Here is a 23427-nt window from a genome sequence, read left to right as displayed (position 1 = left end):
CTGCAACCTGTCCACCGACCAGCAACTTTTGCTAACAAAGGTTGCTGGAACCGCCCGGTATGCCGCCCACGCGGCATACCGGGGCACGTGGCAGGACCGCGCTGGTCCGTATCGACCACAACTCCACCGAAACACCCAGCACAGGAGCAGACATGAAGCGCAGCAAGGCTTACCGCGAGGCCGCGGACAAGATCGACGTGACCAAGAGCTACGCCCCCCTCGAGGCCGTCCGCCTCGCGAAGGCGTCGGCGAAGGCCAAGTACGACGAGACCGTCGAGGTCGCCATGCGACTCGGCGTCGACCCCCGCAAGGCCGACCAGATGGTCCGTGGCACCGTCAACCTCCCGCACGGCACGGGCAAGGTGTCCCGCGTTCTGGTGTTCGCCAACGGCGACAAGGCCGAGGCCGCCCGTGAGGCCGGCGCCGACCACGTCGGTTCCGACGAGCTGCTCGAGAAGGTGGCCGGCGGCTGGCTCGACTTCGACGCCGTCGTCGCGACGCCGGACATGATGGGCAAGGTCGGTCGGCTCGGCAAGGTCCTGGGGCCGCGTGGTCTCATGCCCAACCCGAAGACCGGCACGGTCACCATGGACACGGCCAAGGCCGTGACCGACATCAAGGGCGGCAAGATCGAGTTCCGCGTCGACAAGCACGCGAACCTCCACTTCATCATCGGCAAGGCGTCCTTCGACGAGAAGTCGCTCGTCGAGAACTACGCCACCGCACTCGACGAGATCCTTCGCCTGAAGCCGTCCTCCTCCAAGGGCCGCTACATCGAGAAGGCCACCCTGTCGACGTCGATGGGCCCCGGCATCCCGCTGGACTACACCCGCACCCGCAACCTGCTGGTCGAGGACGAGGCCACCGCCTGAGTCCCGCACCGCAGCGCACCACGCGAGAGCCCGCCACCCCCTGGGGAGGCGGGCTCTCGACGTCTCCCCAGGGACCGCGGTTACGATCGAGAGAGGCGGCACCGTTCTGGCCGCCCACCACCGATGGGGGAGAGCTCGTGACCAAGACCAAGTCGCTCGCCGCGCTGGCACTGACCGCCGCGCTCGGGCTCAGTGCCTGTGGCGACGGCGGTGGTGAGTCCGGCACCACGACCACGTCCGGGTCCTCGAGCTCGTCCAGCTCCGCGGCCGCTGGCCTCGCGCCGGGCGCCACCGTCGACGGCGGCGAGCTCGCCGCCAAGATGACCGACGCGATGGTCAAGGCCGGGTCGGGCACCCTCTCGCTGGACCTCGGCACCGAGGGCAAGGCCAGCGGCTCCTTCTCGATGAAGGGCGGGGCCATGGAGCAGCAGATGACCATGCCGATCGAGGGGCAGACGATGCAGATCGTCTCCACCGGCGGGGTCATCTACATGAAGGGCCTCCCGGGGTCGAAGAAGCCGTGGGTCAAGATCGACCCCAAGGCCGACGACCCGGTGAGCCAGATGTTCGCGGGGATGGCCGGAGACATGGGTGACCCGCGCCAGCTCGCCAAGGCCCTCGAGGGCTCGAAGGCGACGGTGGTGAGCTCCACCGCCGACTCCAGCACCTACGACGTGACGATCGACCCCAAGGCGCTGCTCGGGGGAGCGGCGGGCTCCGGAGGGCCGGCCGCGGAGCCGGTCAAGGCGCGCTACACCCTCGACGCGCAGAACCGCCCGACCCTGATGACCGTCGACGTCCAGGGTCAGAGCCTGACGATCACCTTCGGCGGCTGGGGCAAGCCGGTGTCCATCAGCGCGCCGCCCGCTGACCAGGTCGGCGCCTTCGAGCTGCCCAGCCCCTGATCGACCGAGCCGTGTCCGGTGGCCGCTCCGCCCGATTTGGAGGGGAGGCCACCGACCCGTACGCTGGACCCTGACCAAAGACCGCTCGGTTGTCACGCGCCACCGCAATAGGCAGCACGTGACCGAAGGTTCCACCCTGGTGGACGTCCAGCGCAGGCCACGAATCACCCGCAGTACCGGCTCCCAGAGCCTGTCCGCGTGCGAGCCCCGTGCCCTGTGCACGGGGCTTCTTCCATGTGGGGCCTTCACCTCCGGCCGGTCGAACACACGGAAGGGAGGCCCCATGGCCAAGGCTGACAAGGCTGCCGCCATCGCCGAGCTGTCGGACAAGTTCCGCAACTCCGGCGCGGCCGTGCTGACCGAGTACCGCGGGCTGTCGGTGAAGCAGATCACCGATCTCCGCAACTCGCTGCGCGGAAACGCCACCTTCGCCGTCGTGAAGAACACGCTCACCGAGCTTGCTGCCAAGGACGCCGGAGTCACGGCGTTCGACGGCCAGCTCGTCGGACCGTCCGCCATCGCGTTCGTCGATGGTGACCCGGTCGAGGCCGCAAAGGGCCTGCGTGACTTCGCCAAGGCGAACCCCCTCCTCGTGATCAAGGGCGGCGTCCTCGACGGCAAGGCCCTGACTCCCGCGGAGATCACGAAGCTCGCGGACCTCGAGTCCCGCGAGGTTCTCCTGGCCAAGCTGGCCGGTGCCCTTCAGGCGTCGCTCAGCCAGGCTGTCTACCTCTTCGCCGCACCGCTGTCGCAGACCGCTCGGGTCGTCGACGCACTGCGTGCCAAGGTCGAGGCCGAGGGCCCGGTGGCTGCTGCCGCCGCTCCCGCCGCCGAGGCCGAGGTTGCGGACGACAACACCGGGGCAGCTCCGGCAGTTGACGTTACCGAGGAGACCCCCGTCGAGGCCCCCGTGGCCGAGGCAACCGCAGACGTCGCCGAGGGTGGCGACGAGAGCTGAGTCCTCCGGGACCACAGCTCGCACACCAAACCGCCACTCACGGCATACGAAGAAATAGAAAGGACGCCCATCATGGCGAAGCTCTCCACCGACGAGCTCCTTGAGGCTTTCAAGGAAATGACCCTCATCGAGCTCTCTGAGTTCGTGAAGCAGTTCGAGGACACCTTCAACGTCACCGCTGCTGCCCCCGTGGCCGTTGCCGCGGCCGGCGCCCCGGCTGGCGGCGGCGCCGCCGAGGTCGAGGAGCAGGACGAGTTCGACGTCGTCCTCGAGTCCGCTGGTGACAAGAAGATCCAGGTCATCAAGGAGGTCCGCGCGCTGACCTCCCTCGGCCTCAAGGAGGCCAAGGACCTCGTCGACGGCGCCCCCAAGCCCGTCCTCGAGAAGGTTGACAAGGCTGCGGCCGACAAGGCCAAGGAGGCCCTCGAGGGCGCCGGGGCCACCGTCACCCTCAAGTGATCTGAGCTCCCCTCGGGGAGCACCAGCACTGCTGCGAAGCGGGTCCGACCACACGGTCGGGCCCGCTTCCGCGTTCCCGGCGTCACCGGTGCGATCGATGGGATGCCAAGAGCGGGGTATGCCGCGCGGCTGGCATCCCGGGCCCAGTTCAGGCTGCCTTCCGTGCGAGTTCGACGTGAGCCCGTGCGACCTGATCCATGAAGCGGTCGGAGGACACCCGCAACCCGATGACGGGGATGCGAAGGACCCGTTCACCGGACAGGACCAAGTCGTTCTGGCGGAGCGCGTCATCGATCGGGTTCAGAGCAGCGGCGTGATGGCCACCGTCGATCTCGACGACCAGGCTGATGTCCTCCCACGCGACATCGAGGTAGACCCGGCCCTGGGGCGTCGTTCGCACCACTTGACGGGTGGGGTTCGGCAGGCCGCGACCTCGGCACAGTCTCGCGAAGTCGAGCTCACCCAGCGAGTGCACCCCATCGCAGAGGTCTGCGACGACGGCTCCCACGAGGGCCCGTCGTCGACAGCGAGCCACCTGACTCCACGCGCCCATGAGGTCGGCCGGTCGCACCAACCGCTGCTGGACCACCAGACACAGGAGCAGTGCTGCCTGCCGATCGCTGGTTGCCCAGTCGGCGGCGTGCAGCACGGCCGTGGCGGGGTGGACGCGGGGGACCCCTGCCGACACCGTCCGCGGCATCGTGCGGCGCCGCGTCACCCACACCCCGTCGACGCGGTGGTGACGGTTGGCGTGGGGCAGGCTCACGTCGATGCGTTCGCTGACGAAACCGGTGAGACCGGCCGCGATGAGTGCCGCCACCCCGTCGAGGGCAGCCCCAGCCCCTGACTCCCAGACGGCCCGCCACCTCTGCGCCTCGGCAGTCAACGGACCGGCACCGACCACCACCGTGTGCCGTCCTGCGTCGTGCCAGCGCCCGGCACCGACCTCCGACCGCACGTCAGCCCGAGTCACGGACCGGGAGCGGAGCTGGGCCCGGCTCACCACCCCGCCTTGGTGCCCAGCGAACTCGGCAGCCGCGATCGCCCGATCTTCCCGGGTCAGGCGGCGTCGACGGGTCCCTCCCATGGGCTCACTCTGGCGCAGTGCCCCCCTGTCCCGCCGTGGCCCTGTGGACAACGTCCGGGCGCGGCACGGGTGGGATGCCAAGAGCGGGGTATGCCGCGCGGCTGGCATCCCGGGGGTCGCTCGGAGGGTAGCCCGCGGCATACCGGACCGTAACTTCGTGCCACCTCCCTCGTTGAGCCAAGCGAACCGGGGCCTGTCAGCAGTGACGGGCGTGGACTTCACGATGAGGTGAGCTGTGGGCGTTGAGATCAAGGTCGAGGGCCTGACCAAGCGATTTGGGTCGCAGGTCATCTGGAACGACGTCTCCCTCACCCTCCCCGCAGGCGAGATCTCCGTGATGCTTGGCCCGTCGGGCACGGGCAAGTCGGTGTTCCTCAAGACGCTGGTCGGGCTGCTCAAGCCGGATGCCGGCTCGATCATGATCGAGGGACGCGACCTGACCCGGCTGCGCGAGAACGACCTCTACGAGGTACGCAAGCTGTTCGGGGTGCTGTTCCAGGACGGCGCGCTCTTCGGCTCGATGAACCTGTACGACAACGTCGCGTTCCCCCTGCGCGAGCACACCCGGAAGTCCGAGTCCGAGGTCCGGAACATCGTGCTGGAGAAGATGGACCTGGTCGGCCTCACCGGTGCCGAGTCCAAGCTGCCCGGCGAGATCTCCGGTGGGATGCGCAAGCGCGCCGGCCTCGCCCGCGCCCTGGTGCTCGACCCCGAGATCCTGCTGATCGACGAGCCCGACTCCGGCCTCGACCCGGTGCGCACGTCCTACATCAACCAGCTCTTCATCGACCTGAACGCCCAGATCGACGCGACCTTCCTCATCGTCACGCACGACATCAACTCGACGCGCACCGTGCCGGACAACATCGGCCTGCTCTACCACAAGCACCTCGCCATGTTCGGGCCGCGCGAGATGCTGCTGAGCTCGGAGGAGCCGGTCGTGCGCCAGTTCCTCAACGCCCAGACCATCGGCCCCATCGGCATGTCCGAGGAGAAGGACGCCGACGAGCTCGCCGCCGAGGCGCGGTCCGGCCAGGAGCTGCCGCCGCTGCCGCCGATCCCGCTGCAGCTGGGCACCAGCGACGGTGCGCCTCGCCGCGGCGAGCGTCCCGCGGGCCAGTGGTGCCGCGACAACGGCGTCACCCCGCCGCCCGGCTCGTTCCAGTCGCACAACGCCGGCGTTCCCGGGGTGCGCTACTCCGAGCCGACCGAACCTGCGGGGGCGACGGTCGCATGAGCAACCCAGCCATCGGTGCGCTGCGCCAGAGCGGGTCGCTCTTCGCGCTGGTGCTCGACGTCATCCGGGCCCTGCCGAAGCGGCCGTTCCAGACCAAGGAGTTCATCCAGCAGTGCTGGTTCATCGCCTCGGTCACGATCGTCCCGACCGCGCTCGTCTCGATCCCGTTCGGGGCCGTCATCGCCCTCCAGCTCGGCACCCTGACCCGTCAGCTCGGCGCGCAGTCCTTCACGGGTGCCGCGTCGGTCCTGGCCGTCATCCGTGAGGCCTCGCCGATCGTCACCGCGCTGCTGATCGCCGGAGCCGGTGGCTCCGCCATCTGTGCCGACCTCGGCTCGCGCAAGATCCGCGAGGAGATCGACGCGATGGAGGTGCTCGGCATCAGCCCCATCCAGCGCCTCGTCGTGCCCCGTGTGCTCGCGGCCATGCTCGTCGCGCTGCTGCTCAACGGGCTCGTGTCGGTCGTCGGCGTGGCAGGCGGCTACTTCTTCAACGTGATCATCCAGGGCGGCACGCCGGGCGCGTACATCGCGTCGTTCACCGCGCTCGCCCAGCTCGCCGACCTCTGGACCAGCGAGATCAAGGCGGTCATCTTCGGCTTCATCGCCGCGGTGGTCGCGTCCTACAAGGGCCTGACGGCCGGCGGTGGTCCCAAGGGGGTCGGCGACGCCGTCAACCAGAGCGTGGTCATCACCTTCATGTTCCTGTTCGTCGTGAACTTCGTGGCGAGCGCCGTCTACTTCCAAGTCGTCCCCCAGAAGATCTGAAGGAGGTGCATCGACGATGAGCAAGGTCCTCGACCTGGCCGGTCGCCCCGTGGAGGCGCTCGACAGCCTCGGCGAGCAGATGCGGTTCTACATCCGCTCGCTCGCCTGGAGCCCGCGCACCCTCCGCCGCTACAAGAAGGAGGTGATGCGCCTCCTCGCCGAGGTCTCCCTCGGCTCCGGCGCCCTCTCCGTGATCGGCGGCACCGTCGGCGTCATCGCCTTCCTCGCCTTCTTCACCGGCAGCCAGGTCGGGCTGCAGGGCTACTCCTCGCTCAACCAGCTCGGCACCGGGGCGTTCACCGGCTTCGTCTCGGCCTACCTCAACACCCGTGAGATCGCGCCCCTGGTCGCCGGGCTGGCCCTCGCGGCCACCGTGGGCTGCGGGTTCACCGCCCAGCTCGGCGCGATGCGGATCTCCGAGGAGGTCGACGCCCTCGAGGTGATGGGCGTCCCGTCGCTGCCGTTCCTCGTGACCACCCGCATGATCGCGGGCTTCGTCGCCGTCGTGCCGCTCTACGTGCTCGGGCTGCTGTCGTCCTACGGCGCGACGCGCTTCATCGTCGTGCACTACTTCGGGCAGTCGGCCGGCACCTACGACCACTACTTCCACCTGTTCCTGCCGCCGATCGACGTGCTGTTCTCCTTCCTCAAGGTGATGGTGTTCGCCGTCGTGATCATCCTGATCCACTGCTACTACGGCTACAACGCGTCGGGTGGACCGGCCGGCGTGGGCGTCGCCGTGGGCAAGGCCGTGCGGACCTCGATCGTGGCCATCAACATCGTCGACTTCTTCTTCTCGCTCGCAGTGTGGGGCGCCACGACGACCGTACGGATCGCGGGTTGAACCATGGCTGACTCATCCACTGGAGCACTCTCACGCCTGGGCAACCGTGCCTACGGCGTGGGGTTCATCCTCGTCGTCGGCCTGCTCGTCGGGCTGTCGGTCGCGTCGTTCCAGAAGCGGTTCACCTCCGTCGTCATGGTCAACCTGCTGACCGACCGGATCGGGTCGCAGCTGCAGACCGCCTCCGACGTCAAGATCCGCGGCCTGATCGTCGGCGAGGTCCGCTCGATCGAGACCACCGGCAAGGGCGCCCGCCTGCAGCTCGCGCTGAAGCCGGAGATGGTCGACCTGATCCCTGCCAACGTGTCGGCCCGGCTGCTGCCCAAGACGCTGTTCGGTGAGCGGTTCGTCGACCTCGTGGCCCCCACCGAGGCCAGTGGTCGCCACATCGCCAAGGGCGACACGATCGGGCAGGACCGGACCTCGGTGGCGATCGAGCTGGAGCGGGTGTTCGAGGACCTCCTGCCGTTGCTGCGCACCGTCCAGCCGGAGAAGCTGTCCGCCACGCTCAACGCGCTGGCCACTGCCCTGGAGGGTCGGGGCACCCAGCTCGGCCAGAACCTCGTCCTCGTGGACTCCTACTTCAAGGAGATCAACCCGAAGCTGCCCGTCATCAAGGCCGACATCAGTGGCCTCGCCGACCTGGCGAGCACGTATGCCGTGGCGGCACCGGACCTCGTGCGCGCCGCGAAGGCGCTGATCACCACCTCGACGACGATCGTCGAGAAGAAGGACGCGCTGTCGGGCTTCCTGGCCGGGACGGCCGGGTTCGCCAACACCACCGCCGACTTCCTCGATGCCAACGGCCAGCGGATCATCCGGGTCGGGGCCGTGCAGCGCCCCACGGTCGAGGTGCTGGCGAAGTACTCGCCGCAGTACCCGTGCATCGCGACCGCCATGACCAACTGGATCCCCCGGATCGACGAGGCCTGGCGCGACAAGACCTTCCACATCACCCTCGAGGTCACCCAGCAGCGCCCCGGGTACGTTCCCGGCGAGGAGCCGCGCTGGGGCGAGCGCCGCGGCCCGAGCTGTCAGGGACTGCCTGGTCGCTTCGGCACGCAGGAGAACCCGTGGAGGGGCAACCACTTCGACGACGGCACCAACCACCCGAGCTCGGCTGCCGGCAGCGCCCTGCCCTCGATGTTCTCCGGTACCTCGGGCCAGAGCATCGTGGGCGCCGACTCCGGCCTGGCCGGCACCGAGGGTGAGCAGGACGTCGTGGCGGCCCTGCTCTCCGCGGACGGGAAGCGTTCGGCCATCACGACGCTCCTCGCCGGCCCGATGCTGCGTGGAACGGTGGTGAACCAACGATGAACACCCGCTCCAGCCTCGTGAAGTTCATCATCTTCGTGGTGGCGACCCTCTTCGCCACCGGCACTCTCGCGGCCACCATCGCCAACACCCAGTTCGGCGACAAGGCGACCTACCGCGCCGTCTTCGAGGACGTCACCGGTCTGGCGAACGGGCAGGAGGTGCGCATCGCAGGCGTCCGCGTCGGTGAGGTGAAGTCGATCGCGGTGGCCTCCGACCGCGTGCACGCGACGGTCGAGTTCAACGTGCTGAAGACCAGCGTCCTCACCCAGGGCACCACGGCCACGATCAAGTACCGCAACCTCGTGGGCGAGCGCTACATCGCGCTCACCCAGGACGTCGGTGGCGCGAGCCCGCTCAAGGACGGCGCCACCCTCGGGCTCGACCACACGCAGTCCGCCCTCGACCTGACGGTGCTGTTCAACGGGTTCAAGCCCCTCTTCGCGGCGCTCTCGCCCAAGGACGTGAACGAGCTGTCGACCAACATCATCAGCGTCCTGCAGGGGGAGGGCGGCAACATCAACTCGCTGCTGTCCAAGACCGCCTCCCTGACCTCGACCCTGGCCGACCGTGACGAGGTCATCGGCCGCACGATCTCCAACCTCAACACCGTCCTCGGCACCGTGGACGCCCACGACGCCGCCCTCAAGGAGCTGATCGACCAGCTCCAGCGGTTCATCTCGGGCCTGGCCGCCGACCGCACCACGATCGGTGCCTCCTTGACGAACATCAACTCGCTGACCGCCGAGACCGCTGACCTGCTCAAGGTCACCCGGCCCTCGATCAAGGCCGACATCGCGCACCTGCACGACCTCAGCGCCAACCTCAACAAGCCATCGAACACCGCGACCTTCGAGAAGTTCCTGTCGACCTCGCCGGGCAAGATCAACACGATCACCCGGACGGCCACCTACGGCTCGTGGTTCAACTTCTACCTGTGCGACTTCAGCGGCACCATCGTCGTGCCGTCGCCGGTCAAGGGTGCGCCGGCCGTCAAGATCCCGGTCGACAAGCCCGCGGGCCTGTCCGGAGCGAGGTGCTCGTCATGAGCATCCCCTTCCGTGAGCGCAACCCCGTCCCGATCGGTGCCGCCGGCCTGCTGGCCATCGGCCTGGTGCTCTTCCTCGCGTTCAACATCCAGAGCATCCCGTTCGTCGGCGGCGGGGACCACTACCGCGCGGCCTTCAGTGAAGCCGGTGGCCTCATCAAGGGCGACGACGTCCGGATCGCCGGAGTCAAGGTCGGCAAGGTCGAGAAGGTCGACCTGGCCGGCAACCACGTCCTCGTCGACTTCAGGGTCACCGAGCCGGTGGCTTTCGGCACCCGCACCGGCGCCAGCGTGCGGATGAAGACCCTCCTCGGCGCGAAGTACCTCGCGCTCGAGCCGGCCGGTGGCGGCCAGCTGAAGGAGGACAGCGAGATCCCGCTCGATCGGACCGTCTCCTCCTACGACATCGTCAACGCGTTCGCCGACCTCGCCACGACCTCGGAGGAGATCGACACCGACCAGCTCGCGAAGTCGCTGACCACCCTCGCGACCGAGTTCAAGGACAGCCCGCCGGACGTCAAGGCGGCGCTCGACGGACTGAGCCGGCTCTCGAACACGATCGCCTCGCGGGACGACGAGCTGCGCCACCTGCTGGCCTCGGCCAACACCGTCAGCGGCACGATCGCGCAGCGCAACAAGGCGGTCGAGTCGATCATCAAGAACGCCGACCTGCTGATGGTCGAGCTCAACGCCCGTCGCGATGCCATCCACACGTTGTTCACCAACACCTCGGCGATGGCCCAGCAGATCACCGGCCTGGTGCGCGACAACCGCACCGAGCTCAAGCCGGCGCTCGACCAGCTGACGAAGGTCCTCGCCGTGCTCCAGAAGCACGACCAGGACCTCAGCGACACCATCGCCGCGATGGGGCCGTTCACCCGGCTGTTCTCCAACGTCCTGGGCAACGGCCGCTGGTTCGACACCTACATCGCGAACCTCACGACCCCCGTTTCCCCGGGAGGCAACTGATGAAGCGCCTGCCCGCCCTGCGCCTGCCGAACCTGCCGCGACTTCCGCGGCTCGGGCTGGTCCCCAAGGTCGTCGGCGCCCTCGTGGTGGTCGCCCTCGTCGCCGGCGCCTACGCCTTCTGGCCGCGACAGGACAACGTCCACGTCACCGGTGAGTTCACCCGCGCCGTCGGGCTCTTCCCGGGCTCCGACGTCCGCATCCTCGGCGTCGCGGTCGGCAAGGTCACCGAGGTGACGCCACAGGGCGACAAGGTCGAGGTGAAGTTCGAGTTCGACCGCAAGTACAAGGTGCCCGCGGACGCCAAGGCGGCCGTCGTGGCCCCCTCGCTGGTGAGCGACCGCTACATCCAGCTGCTCCCGGCATACACGTCCGGCCCGGTGCTGAAGGACAACGCCACGATCGGCCTGGACCACACGGCGGTGCCGGTGGAGCTGGACCGCATCTCCTCGAGCCTCGACGACCTGCTGGTCGCGCTCGGCCCGACGGGGGCCAACAAGGACGGGGCCTTCGCCGACCTGCTCGACACGGGCGCCAAGAACCTCGACGGCCAGGGCCAGAAGCTGCATGACACCAACCGTGACCTGTCCAGGGCCCTGGAGACCCTCTCCGGTGGCCGCAACGACCTGTTCGGCACGGTGAAGAACCTCCAGGCCTTCACCACGATGCTCGCCACCAACGACAGCCAGGTGCGCCGCCTCAACAGCGACCTCGCCAACGTCTCCGAGCAGCTCGACGGCGAGCGTGACGACCTCGCGGCCGCCCTGAAGAACCTCGCGGTCGCGCTCAGCGAGGTCAGCTCGTTCGTCCACGACAACCGCGCCGGCCTCACCACCAACCTCAAGCAGCTCGCGTCGGTCACCGGGACGATCGCCGAGCAGCGGGACGCCGTCGCCGAGACGCTGACCAACGCCCCGGTCGCGATCAGCAACCTGCAGAACGCCTACAACCCCGACACGGGCACCCTCGACACCCGGGCCAACGTCAACGAGAACCTCAAGCTCCAGAACCTGATCTGCAGCTTCATCACCGAGGGCGGCCAGCCGGCGTCCCTGTGCAAGACCGTCAGCGGCGCGCTCAAGCCGATCGAGGACCTCCTCGACCAGGCCGACAAGCTCGGCGTGAAGCTGCCGCTCGACCTGCTGTCGGCGCTGCCGCAGTCGCAGACCGCAACCGCCGTGACGCCCACCGATTCCGCGGCCGGCATGGTGCAGATGCGCGGCGCCGACCCCACCCTCGGCGGCCTGCTGGAGGGATCCCGATGAACAGCCCGATGAACAGCCCGATGAACAGCCACGCACCACGAGCCACCGGTATGCCGCGGGGCCGCCGCCTCCTGTCCGGCGCCGTCGTCGTCTCTACCCTGCTCGGGGTGTCGGGGTGCCAGGGCGCGTTCGACCTCCCCCTTCCCGGAGGGGCCGCGAACCGCGGCGACATCTTCCGCGTGACGGCGGAGTTCGCCGACGTGCTCGACCTCGTGCCCCAGTCGTCGGTCAAGGTCGACCAGGTGACGGTCGGCTCGGTCGAGAAGATCGAGCTGAACGGCTGGACGGCGCGGGTGACGTTGCGGCTGCCCAAGAACATCGACCTGCCGGACAACGCGGTCGCCGAGCTCAAGCAGACCTCGCTGCTCGGCGAGAAGTACGTCCAGCTCTCGGCTCCGCCCTCGACGGCGCCCGAGGGCCACCTCGGTGACGGCGACAACATCCCCCTCGCGCGGACCGGTCGCAACCCCGAGGTCGAGGAGGTCCTGAGCGCGCTCTCACTGCTGCTCAACGGTGGCGGGGTGGCCCAGCTCAAGGTGATCGAGTCCGAGCTCAACAACGCCATGCGCGGCAACCAGGCCGAGATCAAGGACGTCATCAAGCAGCTCGACACCTTCGTCGGCGGGCTCGACGACCAGAAGGCCGAGATCGTCCGCGCGATCGACAACATCGACAAGCTCGCCGGCAAGCTGGCCGCCCAGAAGGACGACATCGCCGCGGCCCTCGAGGCCCTGCCGAAGGGCCTGAAGGTCCTGGCCGATCAGCGCACCCAGCTGGTCCAGATGCTCCAGGCGCTCAGCCGGCTCGGAGCGGTCGGCACCCAGGTCATCCAGCAGAGCAAGGCCGACACGGCGGCGAACCTCAAGGCGCTCGCCCCGATCCTGGCCCAGCTGACCAAGGCCGGCGACGACCTGCCCAAGTCGCTCCAGCTGCTGCTGACCTACCCGTTCTCCGACGCGACGACGGGTGCCATGAAGGGCGACTTCACCAACATGTCGGTCGACATGGACCTGAACCTGAAGAACCTCGCCGGCAACCTCGGGGTCCCGACCACGCCGCCCGGTGGCCCCAGCCTGCCGACCGGGACCCCCAGCCTTCCCCTGCCGCCGGTCCCGCCGCTGCCCGGACTGCCCCCCCTGCCCACCGGCAGCTCGACCAGCAGCAGCACCAGCTGCCCGCCGATCGTCGGCTGCCCGCTGGGCGCACCGGCCCAGGAGTCCGGGTCGTCCGACGAGTCGTGGCGCTCGCTCTACTACGGCGGTGCCGCATGATCCGCCGGACCGTACGGGTGCAGCTGGTCGCCTTCCTGCTCATCACCCTGTTCACGGTCTCCCTGCTGTCCGCGCGCTACGTCGGGCTCTACGACCGCGTGGCCGGTGGACAGATCCACGTGACGGCCGACTTCGAGCAGTCCGGCGGCATCTTCGTCGGGTCGGAGGTCTCCTACCGCGGCGTCACCGTCGGACGGGTCGACGACCTGCGGCTGTCGAAGGACGGCGTCATCGTCGACGCGAAGCTCGAGCGCGGGGTGAAGATCCCCAAGGACACCAAGGTCGTCGTCGAGAACCGGTCGGCGGTGGGGGAGCAGTACCTCGACTTCCAGCCGCGCAGCGACAACGGCCCCGACCTCGCCGACGGCGATGCGATCCCGCGCAAGGACACGGCCTACCCGTTGCGGGTGGACACGCTCCTCCTGGACCTGGACCAGACGGTGAACTCGGTGGACAAGCAGGACCTGTCGACCGTCGTCGACGAGCTGGGCAAGGGCTTCGCCGACGGAGGCGAGGACCTCCAGCGCCTGCTGGACAGCGGCGACGCCCTCACCAAGTCGGCCACCGAGGCGCTCCCCGAGACGATCAAGCTGATCGACGACGGCCGGATCGTGCTGGACACCCAGCGCGACACCGCCGGCGACGTCAAGGTGTTCGCGAGCAACTTCGCCGACCTGTCCGAGACCCTCAAGTCCTCCGACGGCGACCTGCGGCTCATCCTCGACCGGGGCGCGGTGGCCTCCAAGGAGCTCGACACCCTGGTCAGGGACAACCGCGGCAACCTCGCGGCCCTGCTCGCCAACCTCATCACCATCGGCCAGGTGACGACCTCGCGGGTCGACGGGATCCAGCAGCTGCTGGTCACGTACCCCGACGTCGTGGCCGGTGGCTACACGGTGGTGCCGGGCGACGGCTCCGCGCACTTCGGGCTGGCGCTCGCGCACGACCCGCCGGTCTGCACCCAGGGCTACCAGGGCACGAAGCGGCGCAGCCCGAGCGTGACGAGCGACGCCAAGGCGAACACCGCCGCCCGGTGCACCGCAGCCCGCGGGTCCGGCACCAGCGTGCGCGGCGCCCAGAACGCTCCCGGGCCGTCGTCGAGCACGAACTCGACCGTTCCCTTCGCTTTCGGCGACCAACCCGTATCCCCGGGGATGGCTGCGTCGTTGGGCATGGCAACACCACAAGTGTCGGTGCCTCTTCCTCCGTCCGGAGGTGAGAGCAGCGAGTCCTCGTGGTTGTGGATCATGAAGGAGGCTGCTCGATGAGCACCATCACCACCCCTGCCGACCCGATGCCGGCGCTCCTGACGCCTGGCGACCGCGTCAAGGCGCTGCGCCTCACCCCACGGATGCTCTGGATCGTGGTGGCCGTGGCGCTCGTGGCGAGCATCGCGCTCGGGGCGACCCGCGGTCGCGACTGGTATGCCGCGCGGCAGACCGAGGCGGCCAACGCCGCTGCCGTGGCTGCCGCCAAGCAGCTGGCCATCAACTTCGTCACCGTCGACTACACCCAGGTCGACGCCGACGTGGCGCGGGTCAAGGCGGGTGCGACGGGGGAGTTCCTCAAGAGCTACTCGACCTCGGCCGCCGACCTGAGCAAGGTGCTGGTCGCGAACAAGACCCAGTCGAGCGTCGCGCGCACCGAGGCCGCCCTGGTCTCCGGTGACCAGGACTCGGCCGTCGCCCTCGTCGGGGTGGTCGCGCCGACCAAGAACACCGCCGTCCCCAACGGCGAGACCAAGACCTACCGGATGCGGCTCGACCTGCGGATGGTTGGCGACGAGTGGAAGGTGGAGAACCTTGAGTTCGTCGGTTGAGACCACAGTGCGGCAACGTCCCCGCGTGGCCGGTGAGCGCTCGCGCGCCCGCGCCCCGCAGGCACAGGGGCCCGTCGAGCCGAAGCCGCTGACGCGGCATACCTCGACGGCCACGAAGCCGGCGCCCACGAAGCCGGCTCCGAAGCGGACCGCCGCCACGGCACCGGTCGGCACGCAGGGCACCGCCGGTCGTCGACGCTGGCTGGCGCCGGTCGTCGCGCTCGTCGCGGTGCTCGCGCTGCTCGGCACGGTCGCTGGCGTCAGCCTGCGCGACCCGGCGGCCCAGGCGCGGACCGACCGGGCGGCGGCCAGCCAGGCCCGCACGTCGATCGAGCAGATGCTCAGCTACAACTACAAGACCATCGACGCCCAGGCGGCCCAGATCGAGGGCCTGCTGACCGGGTCCTTCAAGGGCGAGTTCAGCGCCGCGATGGCCAAGGACATCACGCCGCTCGCGGTCAAGAACCAGACCGTCGTGCAGGCCAGGGTCTCCGACATCGGCGTGATGAGCTCCTCCGACACCACCGTCACGGTGCTCGCGTTCGTCAACCAGGCGCGCGTCGGGACCGACCAGAAGCAGCCCGTCGTCGACCAGAACCGCGTCATCGCGACGATGTCGAAGGTCGGCGACCGCTGGCTCATCAGCAAGGTCGCGGCCTTCTAGGACACCCCCGGACAGCCCTCCTGACCTGCGGCGATGTACCCCTCCCGGGTGCGTCGCCGCAGTCCGTTCGGCGACGCGCGCCGAGATTGTCTTGACGTGGGGGGTTTGGCGCGTCATCCTCATCTGCGTCGGATCAGCCCGCGGCTTGTGGCCCGGGCCTGACCCCCGTCGACAGTTCGTGGCGCGAGCCCGCTGGACACGGTTGGACGAGGCTGCCCTCTTTCGTGTATGGTAACCCTTTGCGCTGCCCTCTTTCCTGACCTCACCTCAGACCTCAGCCCTTCGTCGTGCCCTGCGGCACGGATTCGTGGCCCAGTCTCCTGCGTGGTCCGGCTGGCGGCTGGCGCTGCACCGGTTTCGAACCATCAGTTTTAAGACAAGGCCCGTGGAAGGACCCCTCCTTGGCTGCCTCGCGCAACGCGACTCAGACTGTGTCCACCGCACGGACGGCTTCCGGCCGTCTGTCGTTCGCGAAGATCCGCGAACCCCTCGAGGTCCCCGACCTCCTGGCGCTGCAAACGGAAAGCTTCGACTGGCTGCTCGGTAACGAGCGCTGGCAGGCCCGTGTCGCAGAGGCCAAGGCCGCTGGCCGTGGGGATGTGCCGGATCGCTCCGGCCTCGAGGAGATCTTCGAGGAAATCTCTCCCATCGAGGACTTCAGCGGCTCCATGTCGCTGTCGTTCCGCGACCACCGCTTCGAGGAGGTCAAGTACTCCATCGAAGACTGCAAGGAGCGCGACCAGACCTACTCGGCGCCCCTGTTCGTCACCGCGGAGTTCATGAACACCACGACTGGCGAGATCAAGAGCCAGACGGTCTTCATGGGCGACTTCCCGCTCATGACCGAGCGCGGCACCTTCGTGATCAACGGCACCGAGCGTGTCGTCGTGTCGCAGCTGGTCCGCAGCCCGGGCGTCTACTTCGAGCGCACGCCCGACAAGACGTCCGACAAGGACATCTACACCGCCAAGGTCATCCCGAGCCGCGGTGCCTGGCTGGAGTTCGAGATCGACAAGCGCGACATGGTGGGCGTCCGCGTCGACCGGAAGCGCAAGCAGTCGGTCACGGTGCTCCTCAAGGCCCTCGGCATGTCCGAGGCCGACATCCTCGAGGAGTTCGGCGACTTCGAGTCGATGCGACTCACCCTGGAGAAGGACCACACGGCCGGCCAGGACGACGCGCTGCTCGACATCTACCGCAAGCTGCGCCCGGGCGAACCGCCGACCCGTGAGGCCGCCCAGACCCTCCTGGACAACCTCTACTTCAACCCCAAGCGCTACGACCTGGCCAAGGTCGGTCGCTACAAGATCGACCGCAAGCTGGGCGTCGCCGCCGAGCTCAGCGCCTCCGTGCTGTCCGTGGACGACATCGTCGCCACGATCAAGTACATCGTCGCGCTGCACGCCGGTGAGTCCACCCTCGCCGGCAAGAACGGCGACGAGGTGCCGGTCGAGGTCGACGACATCGACCACTTCGGCAACCGTCGCCTGCGCAACGTGGGTGAGCTGATCCAGAACCAGGTCCGCACCGGCCTGTCCCGCATGGAGCGCGTCGTCCGCGAGCGCATGACCACGCAGGACGTCGAGGCGATCACGCCGCAGACCCTGATCAACATCCGCCCCGTGGTGGCCTCGATCAAGGAGTTCTTCGGCACCTCCCAGCTGTCGCAGTTCATGGACCAGAACAACCCGCTCGCGGGCCTGACGCACAAGCGGCGTCTGTCGGCCCTCGGCCCGGGTGGTCTGTCCCGTGACCGCGCCGGCATGGAGGTCCGTGACGTCCACCCGTCGCACTACGGCCGCATGTGCCCGATCGAGACCCCTGAGGGCCCGAACATCGGCCTGATCGGCTCGCTCGCCTCCTACGGTCGGATCAACGCCTTCGGCTTCATCGAGACGCCGTACCGCAAGGTCGTCAAGGGCAAGGTCACCGACAAGGTCGACTACCTGTCCGCCGACGAGGAGGACCGGCACGTCATCGCGCAGGCCAACGCCGTCATCAACAACGACGGCCTGTTCACCGAGGACCGCGTGCTCGTCCGCACCAAGGGCGGCGAGATCGACTACATCCCCGGTGCCGACGTCGACTACATGGACGTCTCGCCCCGACAGATGGTGTCGGCCGCGACCGCGCTGATCCCGTTCCTCGAGCACGACGACGCCAACCGCGCCCTGATGGGCTCGAACATGCAGCGCCAGGCGGTGCCGCTGGTCAAGTCCGAGGCTCCGCTGGTCGGCACCGGCATGGAGTACCGCGCCGCGCTCGACTCGGGCGACGTCGTCCGTGCGGAGACCGCTGGCGTGGTCACCGAGGTGTCCGCCGACCTCGTCACCGTCGCCGGTGACGACGGCTCGACCCGCACCTACCGGATCGCCAAGTTCGCGCGCTCCAACCAGGGCACGTCCTACAACCAGGTCGTCGTCGTCAACGAGGGCGACCGGGTCGAGGCCGGCGGCGTCATCGCCGACGGTCCCGCGACCGACGGTGGCGAGATGGCCCTGGGCCGCAACCTGCTCGTGGCGTTCATGCCGTGGGAGGGCCACAACTACGAGGACGCGATCATCCTCAGCCAGCGCCTGGTGCAGGACGACGTCCTCTCCTCGATCCACATCGAGGAGCACGAGGTCGACGCCCGCGACACCAAGCTGGGGCCGGAGGAGATCACCCGGGACATCCCGAACGTCTCCGAGGAGGTCCTCGCCGACCTCGACGAGCGCGGCATCATCCGCATCGGTGCCGAGGTCCGCGACGGCGACCTGCTCGTCGGCAAGGTCACGCCCAAGGGTGAGACCGAGCTGACCCCGGAGGAGCGCCTGCTGCGCGCCATCTTCGGTGAGAAGGCCCGCGAGGTCCGCGACACGTCGCTCAAGGTGCCCCACGGCGAGACCGGCACGGTCATCGGCGTCAAGGTGTTCGACAAGGACGAAGGCGACGACCTGCCCCCGGGCGTCAACCAGCTGGTCCGCGTCTACGTCGCCAACAAGCGCAAGATCACCGATGGTGACAAGCTCGCCGGCCGACACGGCAACAAGGGCGTCATCTCCAAGATCCTGCYGGTCGAGGACATGCCGTTCCTCGAGGACGGGACCCCCGTCGACGTCGTGCTCAACCCGCTCGGTGTCCCCGGTCGGATGAACGTCGGACAGATCCTCGAGCTGCACCTCGGCTGGGCCGCCTCCCGCGGTTGGGAGATCGCGGGCAACCCGGACTGGGCAAAGCTCATCCCCGAGGATGCGCGTTCGGCCCCGGCCGGCACGCGAGTCGCCTCGCCGGTGTTCGACGGTGTGCGCGAGGACGAGATCGTGGGTCTGCTCGACTCGACGACCAAGACCCGCGACGACGTCCGGCTCATCGACGGCTCCGGCAAGTCCCGGCTCTTCGACGGCCGCTCCGGCGAGCCGTTCCCCGAGCCGGTGTCCGTGGGCTACATGTACATCCTCAAGCTGCACCACCTCGTGGACGACAAGATCCACGCCCGCAGCACCGGCCCCTACAGCATGATCACGCAGCAGCCGCTGGGTGGTAAGGCTCAGTTCGGTGGCCAGCGCTTCGGTGAGATGGAGGTGTGGGCACTGGAGGCCTACGGCGCCGCCTACGCGCTGCAGGAGCTGCTCACGATCAAGTCCGACGACGTCCAGGGCCGCGTGAAGGTCTACGAGGCCATCGTCAAGGGTGACAACATCCCGGAGCCCGGCATCCCCGAGTCCTTCAAGGTGCTCATCAAGGAGATGCAGTCGCTGTGCCTGAACGTCGAGGTGCTCAACAGCGAGGGCACTTCCATCGAGCTGAAGGAGTCCGACGAGGACGTCTTCCGCGCGGCGGAGGAGCTCGGCATCGACCTGTCCCGGCGCGAGCCCAGTTCGGTCGAAGAGGTCTGACGGTATGCCGCGTGCTCACCGCCACGGTGACCACGCGGCATACCTCCCCTCACGACCAACCCCTTAAGTTCTAGCTAGAGACACGGAAGAAGGAACCACGTGCTCGACGTCAACTTCTTTGACGAACTGCGCATCGGCCTGGCCACGGCGGACGACATCCGCCAGTGGAGCCACGGCGAGGTGAAGAAGCCCGAGACGATCAACTACCGCACGCTCAAGCCCGAGAAGGAGGGCCTGTTCTGCGAGCGCATCTTCGGCCCCACCCGGGACTGGGAGTGCAACTGCGGCAAGTACAAGCGGGTCCGCTTCAAGGGCATCATCTGTGAGCGCTGTGGCGTCGAGGTCACTCGCGCCAAGGTGCGTCGTGAGCGGATGGGCCACATCGAGCTCGCCGCCCCCGTCACCCACATCTGGTACTTCAAGGGCGTCCCGTCGCGCCTGGGCTACCTGCTCGACCTCGCCCCGAAGGACCTCGAGAAGGTCATCTACTTCGCGGCCTACATGATCACGTCCGTCGACGAGGAGCAGCGTCACAAGGACCTGCCCTCGCTCGAGGCGCAGATCGAGGTGGAGAAGAAGGAGTACGAGAACAAGCGCGACTCCGAGGTCGACACCCGTGCCAAGCGGCTCGAGTCCGACATCGCCGAGCTCGAGGCCGAGGGTGCCAAGGCTGACGCCCGTCGCAAGGTCCGCGAGTCCGCCGAGCGCGAGATGAACCAGATCCGCAAGCGCGCCGACATGCAGATCGAGCGCATCGAGCAGGTCTGGGACCGGTTCAAGAACCTCAAGGTCCAGGACCTCGAGGGCGACGAGATCCTCTACCGCGAGATGCGTGACCGCTTCGGTCTGTACTTCGAGGGTGGCATGGGCGCCGCGGCGATCCAGAAGCGCCTCGAGGACTTCGACCTGGTGGCCGAGGCCGAGCTGCTGCGCGAGATCATTGCCACCGGCAAGGGCCAGAAGAAGACCCGTGCGCTGAAGCGGCTCAAGGTCGTGACAGCCTTCCAGGCGACGACCAACAAGCCCTCCGGCATGGTCCTCGACGCCGTCCCGGTCATCCCGCCGGACCTGCGCCCGATGGTGCAGCTCGACGGTGGCCGCTTCGCGACCTCCGACCTCAACGACCTCTACCGTCGCGTGATCAACCGCAACAACCGACTCAAGCGACTGCTCGACCTCGGTGCGCCGGAGATCATCGTCAACAACGAGAAGCGGATGCTCCAGGAGGCTGTCGACAGCCTCTTCGACAACGGCCGTCGCGGCCGCCCGGTCACGGGCCCCGGCAACCGTCCGCTCAAGTCACTGTCCGACATGCTCAAGGGCAAGCAGGGCCGGTTCCGCCAGAACCTGCTCGGCAAGCGCGTCGACTACTCCGGCCGTTCGGTCATCGTCGTCGGCCCGCAGCTCAAGCTGCACCAGTGCGGTCTGCCCAAGCAGATGGCGCTCGAGCTCTTCAAGCCGTTCGTGATGAAGCGCCTGGTCGACCTCGACCACGCGCAGAACATCAAGTCGGCCAAGCGCATGGTGGAGCGGGCCCGCCCGGTCGTGTGGGACGTCCTCGAAGAGGTCATCACCGAGCACCCCGTGCTGCTCAACCGCGCACCCACCCTGCACCGACTCGGCATCCAGGCCTTCGAGCCCCAGCTGGTCGAGGGCAAGGCCATCCAGATCCACCCGCTCGTCTGCTCGGCCTTCAACGCCGACTTCGACGGTGACCAGATGGCGGTGCACGTGCCGCTGAGCACCGAGGCGCAGGCCGAGGCCCGCATCCTCATGCTCTCGAGCAACAACATCCTCAAGCCGGCCGACGGTCGTCCGGTGACCATGCCCACCCAGGACATGATCATCGGGCTCTACCACCTCACCTCCGAGGTGGAGAACGGCAAGGGCTCCGGCCGCGCGTTCTCGTCGGTCTCCGAGGCCCGCATGGCGTTCGACGCCGGCGAGCTGGAGCTCGGCAGCAAGGTCAAGATCCGCCTGCTCGACGTCGTGCCGATCCCCGGCACGGAGCTGGGCGAGGGTGTCGAGGCGAACGAGCTGGGCCAGGTTGCCTCGCTCATCGTCGAGACCAGCCTCGGCCGGGCGCTGTTCAACCAGACCCTGCCGGTCGACTACCCGTTCGTGGACGCGGTCGTCGACAAGAAGCGCCTCTCGACCATCGTCAACGACCTGGCCGAGCGCTACAGCAAGGTCCAGGTGGCTGCGTCCCTCGACGCGCTCAAGGAGTACGGCTTCCACTGGGCGACCCGCTCGGGCACCACGGTCGCCATCTCCGACGTCGTGACCCCGCCGCGCAAGCTCGAGATCCTCGAGGGCTACGAGACCAAGGCCACCAAGGTCCAGGTCCAGTACGAGCGCGGTCTGATCACCGACGACGAGCGTCGCCAGGAGCTCATCGAGATCTGGACCCAGGCCACCAACGAGGTCGCCAAGGAGATGGAGGCCAACCTCCCGAAGACCAACACCATCTACAAGATGGTGTCCTCGGGTGCGCGTGGTAACTGGATGCAGCTGCGGCAGATCGCCGGTATGCGTGGTCTGGTGTCCAACCCGAAGGGCGACATCATCCCGCGACCGATCCGCGCGAACTTCCGCGAGGGCCTGTCCGTGCTCGAGTTCTTCATCTCGACGCACGGTTCGCGTAAGGGTCTTGCCGACACCGCGCTGCGTACCGCCGACTCGGGTTACCTGACCCGTCGTCTGGTGGACGTCTCGCAGGACGTCATCATCCGCGAGGACGACTGTGGCACCGAGCGTGGCCTGACCATGCCGATCGCACAGAAGAACGCGGCCGGCGCCCTGGTCGAGCACGACGACGTGGAGACCTCGGTCTACGCCCGCACGCTCGCCGCCGACGTCGAGAAGGACGGCTCCGTCCTCGCCGAGGCCGGCATCGACCTCGGTGACGTGGTCATCGACGCCCTCGTCGCCGCTGGCGTCGAGGAGGTCAAGGTCCGCTCGGTCCTCACCTGCGAGTCGCACGTCGGCACCTGTGCCGCCTGCTACGGCCGGTCGCTCGCGACCGGCAAGCTGGTCGACATCGGCGAGGCCGTCGGCATCATCGCGGCCCAGTCGATCGGTGAGCCCGGCACCCAGCTGACGATGCGTACCTTCCACACCGGTGGTGTGGCTGGTGACGACATCACGCAGGGTCTGCCCCGTGTCGTCGAGCTGTTCGAGGCGCGCACCCCCAAGGGTGTCGCCCCGATCGCCGAGGCGTCCGGTCGGGTGGCCATCGAGGACACCGACAAGACCCGTCGCATCATGCTCACCCCGGACGACGGCTCCGAGGAGCACGCCTACCCGGTGAGCAAGCGTGCGCGTCTGCTGATCGCCGACGGCGACCACGTCGAGGTCGGCCACCGGATGACCCAGGGTTCGATCGACCCCAAGCAGGTCCTTCGCATCCTCGGCCCGCGTGCGGTGCAGATGCACCTCGTCGACGAGGTGCAGCACGTCTACCGCCAGCAGGGTGTGTCGATCCACGACAAGCACATCGAGGTCATCGTCCGCCAGATGCTGCGCCGGATCACGATCATCGAGTCCGCCGACGCCGACCTGCTCCCCGGTGAGCTGGCCGAGCGTGGTCGGTTCGAGACCGAGAACCGTCGCGTCGTCGCCGAGGGTGGCCGCCCGGCCTCGGGTCGCCCCGAGCTCATGGGTATCACCAAGGCGTCGCTGGCCACGGACTCCTGGCTCTCGGCCGCCTCCTTCCAGGAGACGACCCGCGTGCTCACCGAGGCCGCGATGAACGCCAAGTCGGACCCGCTGCTGGGTCTGAAGGAGAACGTCATCCTCGGAAAGCTCATCCCGGCCGGCACGGGTCTCCCGCGCTACCGGAACGTCAAGGTCGAGGCCACCGAAGAGGCCAAGGCCGCGATGTACTCGATGCCCAGCTACGAGTACGACTACCCGGTGTTCGGTCCCGGCTCCGGCGAGGCCATCCGCCTCGACGACGCCGAGCTGGGTCTCGACTAGTCAGCAAGCACCACCGCTGAGGGCGGGTATGCCGCGTGGTCACCACGCGGCATACCCGCCCTTTGGCGTGCCGTCGCCGGTGCCGACCTGCGCCC

The 23427-nt window shown here is 68.3% G+C and carries 18 protein-coding genes; 17 read left to right on the top strand and 1 reads right to left on the bottom strand.

Annotated features, from left to right (window positions below):
• Positions 1–152 precede the first annotated feature (152 nt).
• The 4 genes from rplA to rplL all read left to right on the top strand — a co-directional run bounded on the left by rplA (position 153) and on the right by rplL (position 3194).
• A complete protein-coding gene (rplA, locus tag ACXJKD_RS07670) occupies positions 153–872 on the top strand; it encodes a 50S ribosomal protein L1 (protein ID WP_056924020.1) in 720 nt (239 codons plus the stop codon).
• Between the two features lie 137 nt (positions 873–1009).
• The gene (locus ACXJKD_RS07665) at positions 1010–1777 is read left to right on the top strand and encodes a hypothetical protein (RefSeq protein WP_457253873.1); all 768 of its coding nucleotides are present in this window, start codon (positions 1010–1012) and stop codon (positions 1775–1777) included.
• 283 nt (positions 1778–2060) lie between these two features.
• Positions 2061–2735, top strand: coding sequence for a 50S ribosomal protein L10 (rplJ, locus tag ACXJKD_RS07660; RefSeq protein WP_457253872.1), 675 nt, complete (start codon positions 2061–2063; stop codon positions 2733–2735).
• 72 nt (positions 2736–2807) lie between these two features.
• Positions 2808–3194, top strand: a complete 387-nt coding sequence (rplL, locus tag ACXJKD_RS07655; RefSeq protein WP_056924017.1) for a 50S ribosomal protein L7/L12 — start codon at positions 2808–2810, stop codon at positions 3192–3194.
• Positions 3195–3342: 148 nt separating this feature from the next.
• Here the strand turns inward: rplL and ACXJKD_RS07650 are convergent, their stop codons facing one another.
• Positions 3343–4281, bottom strand: a complete 939-nt coding sequence (locus ACXJKD_RS07650; protein ID WP_457253871.1) for a hypothetical protein — start codon at positions 4279–4281, stop codon at positions 3343–3345.
• A 235-nt stretch (positions 4282–4516) separates the two neighbouring features.
• Here ACXJKD_RS07650 and ACXJKD_RS07645 point away from each other — a divergent pair, with 235 nt between their 5' ends.
• The 13 genes from ACXJKD_RS07645 (at position 4517) to ACXJKD_RS07585 (ending at position 23332) form a co-directional block, all read left to right on the top strand.
• Positions 4517–5518 (top strand): ABC transporter ATP-binding protein, encoded by a 1002-nt coding sequence (locus ACXJKD_RS07645; protein ID WP_457253870.1) that lies wholly within the window; start codon positions 4517–4519, stop codon positions 5516–5518.
• Positions 5515–6285 (top strand): MlaE family ABC transporter permease, encoded by a 771-nt coding sequence (locus ACXJKD_RS07640; RefSeq protein WP_091788887.1) that lies wholly within the window; start codon positions 5515–5517, stop codon positions 6283–6285. Before ACXJKD_RS07645 ends, ACXJKD_RS07640 begins: the two co-directional genes overlap by 4 nt.
• A 16-nt stretch (positions 6286–6301) precedes the next feature.
• A complete protein-coding gene (locus ACXJKD_RS07635) occupies positions 6302–7129 on the top strand; it encodes an MlaE family ABC transporter permease (protein WP_457253868.1) in 828 nt (275 codons plus the stop codon).
• 3 nt (positions 7130–7132) lie between these two features.
• Positions 7133–8446 (top strand): MCE family protein, encoded by a 1314-nt coding sequence (locus ACXJKD_RS07630; RefSeq protein WP_457253867.1) that lies wholly within the window; start codon positions 7133–7135, stop codon positions 8444–8446.
• A complete protein-coding gene (locus tag ACXJKD_RS07625) occupies positions 8443–9492 on the top strand; it encodes an MCE family protein (RefSeq protein WP_457253866.1) in 1050 nt (349 codons plus the stop codon). The genes ACXJKD_RS07630 and ACXJKD_RS07625 overlap by 4 nt, the downstream gene beginning before the upstream one ends.
• Positions 9489–10460 carry an MCE family protein gene (locus ACXJKD_RS07620; protein ID WP_457253865.1) on the top strand — a complete coding sequence of 324 codons (972 nt, stop codon included), beginning with the start codon at positions 9489–9491 and terminating at the stop codon, positions 10458–10460. The genes ACXJKD_RS07625 and ACXJKD_RS07620 overlap by 4 nt, the downstream gene beginning before the upstream one ends.
• Positions 10460–11722, top strand: a complete 1263-nt coding sequence (locus ACXJKD_RS07615; RefSeq protein ID WP_457253864.1) for an MCE family protein — start codon at positions 10460–10462, stop codon at positions 11720–11722. Before ACXJKD_RS07620 ends, ACXJKD_RS07615 begins: the two co-directional genes overlap by 1 nt.
• Entirely contained in the window at positions 11719–12993 is a 1275-nt protein-coding gene (locus tag ACXJKD_RS07610) for an MCE family protein (protein WP_457253863.1), read from the top strand. Before ACXJKD_RS07615 ends, ACXJKD_RS07610 begins: the two co-directional genes overlap by 4 nt.
• A complete protein-coding gene (locus tag ACXJKD_RS07605; protein WP_457253862.1) occupies positions 12990–14261 on the top strand; it encodes an MlaD family protein in 1272 nt (423 codons plus the stop codon). Before ACXJKD_RS07610 ends, ACXJKD_RS07605 begins: the two co-directional genes overlap by 4 nt.
• Positions 14258–14812: a hypothetical protein gene (locus ACXJKD_RS07600; RefSeq protein WP_457253860.1), complete on the top strand. Its 555-nt coding sequence runs from the start codon at positions 14258–14260 to the stop codon at positions 14810–14812. The genes ACXJKD_RS07605 and ACXJKD_RS07600 overlap by 4 nt, the downstream gene beginning before the upstream one ends.
• 25 nt (positions 14813–14837) lie before the next feature.
• Positions 14838–15476: a hypothetical protein gene (locus ACXJKD_RS07595; RefSeq protein WP_457253859.1), complete on the top strand. Its 639-nt coding sequence runs from the start codon at positions 14838–14840 to the stop codon at positions 15474–15476.
• 401 nt (positions 15477–15877) lie between these two features.
• Positions 15878–19354 carry a DNA-directed RNA polymerase subunit beta gene (rpoB, locus tag ACXJKD_RS07590; RefSeq protein ID WP_457253858.1) on the top strand — a complete coding sequence of 1159 codons (3477 nt, stop codon included), beginning with the start codon at positions 15878–15880 and terminating at the stop codon, positions 19352–19354.
• Between the two features lie 99 nt (positions 19355–19453).
• Positions 19454–23332 carry a DNA-directed RNA polymerase subunit beta' gene (locus ACXJKD_RS07585; protein ID WP_457253857.1) on the top strand — a complete coding sequence of 1293 codons (3879 nt, stop codon included), beginning with the start codon at positions 19454–19456 and terminating at the stop codon, positions 23330–23332.
• Positions 23333–23427 lie beyond the last annotated feature (95 nt).

This window comes from Pedococcus sp. P5_B7, from assembly GCF_054049895.1.
The sequence above is the reverse complement of the archived record's forward strand: the minus strand, read 5'-3'. Positions and strand labels throughout refer to the sequence as shown.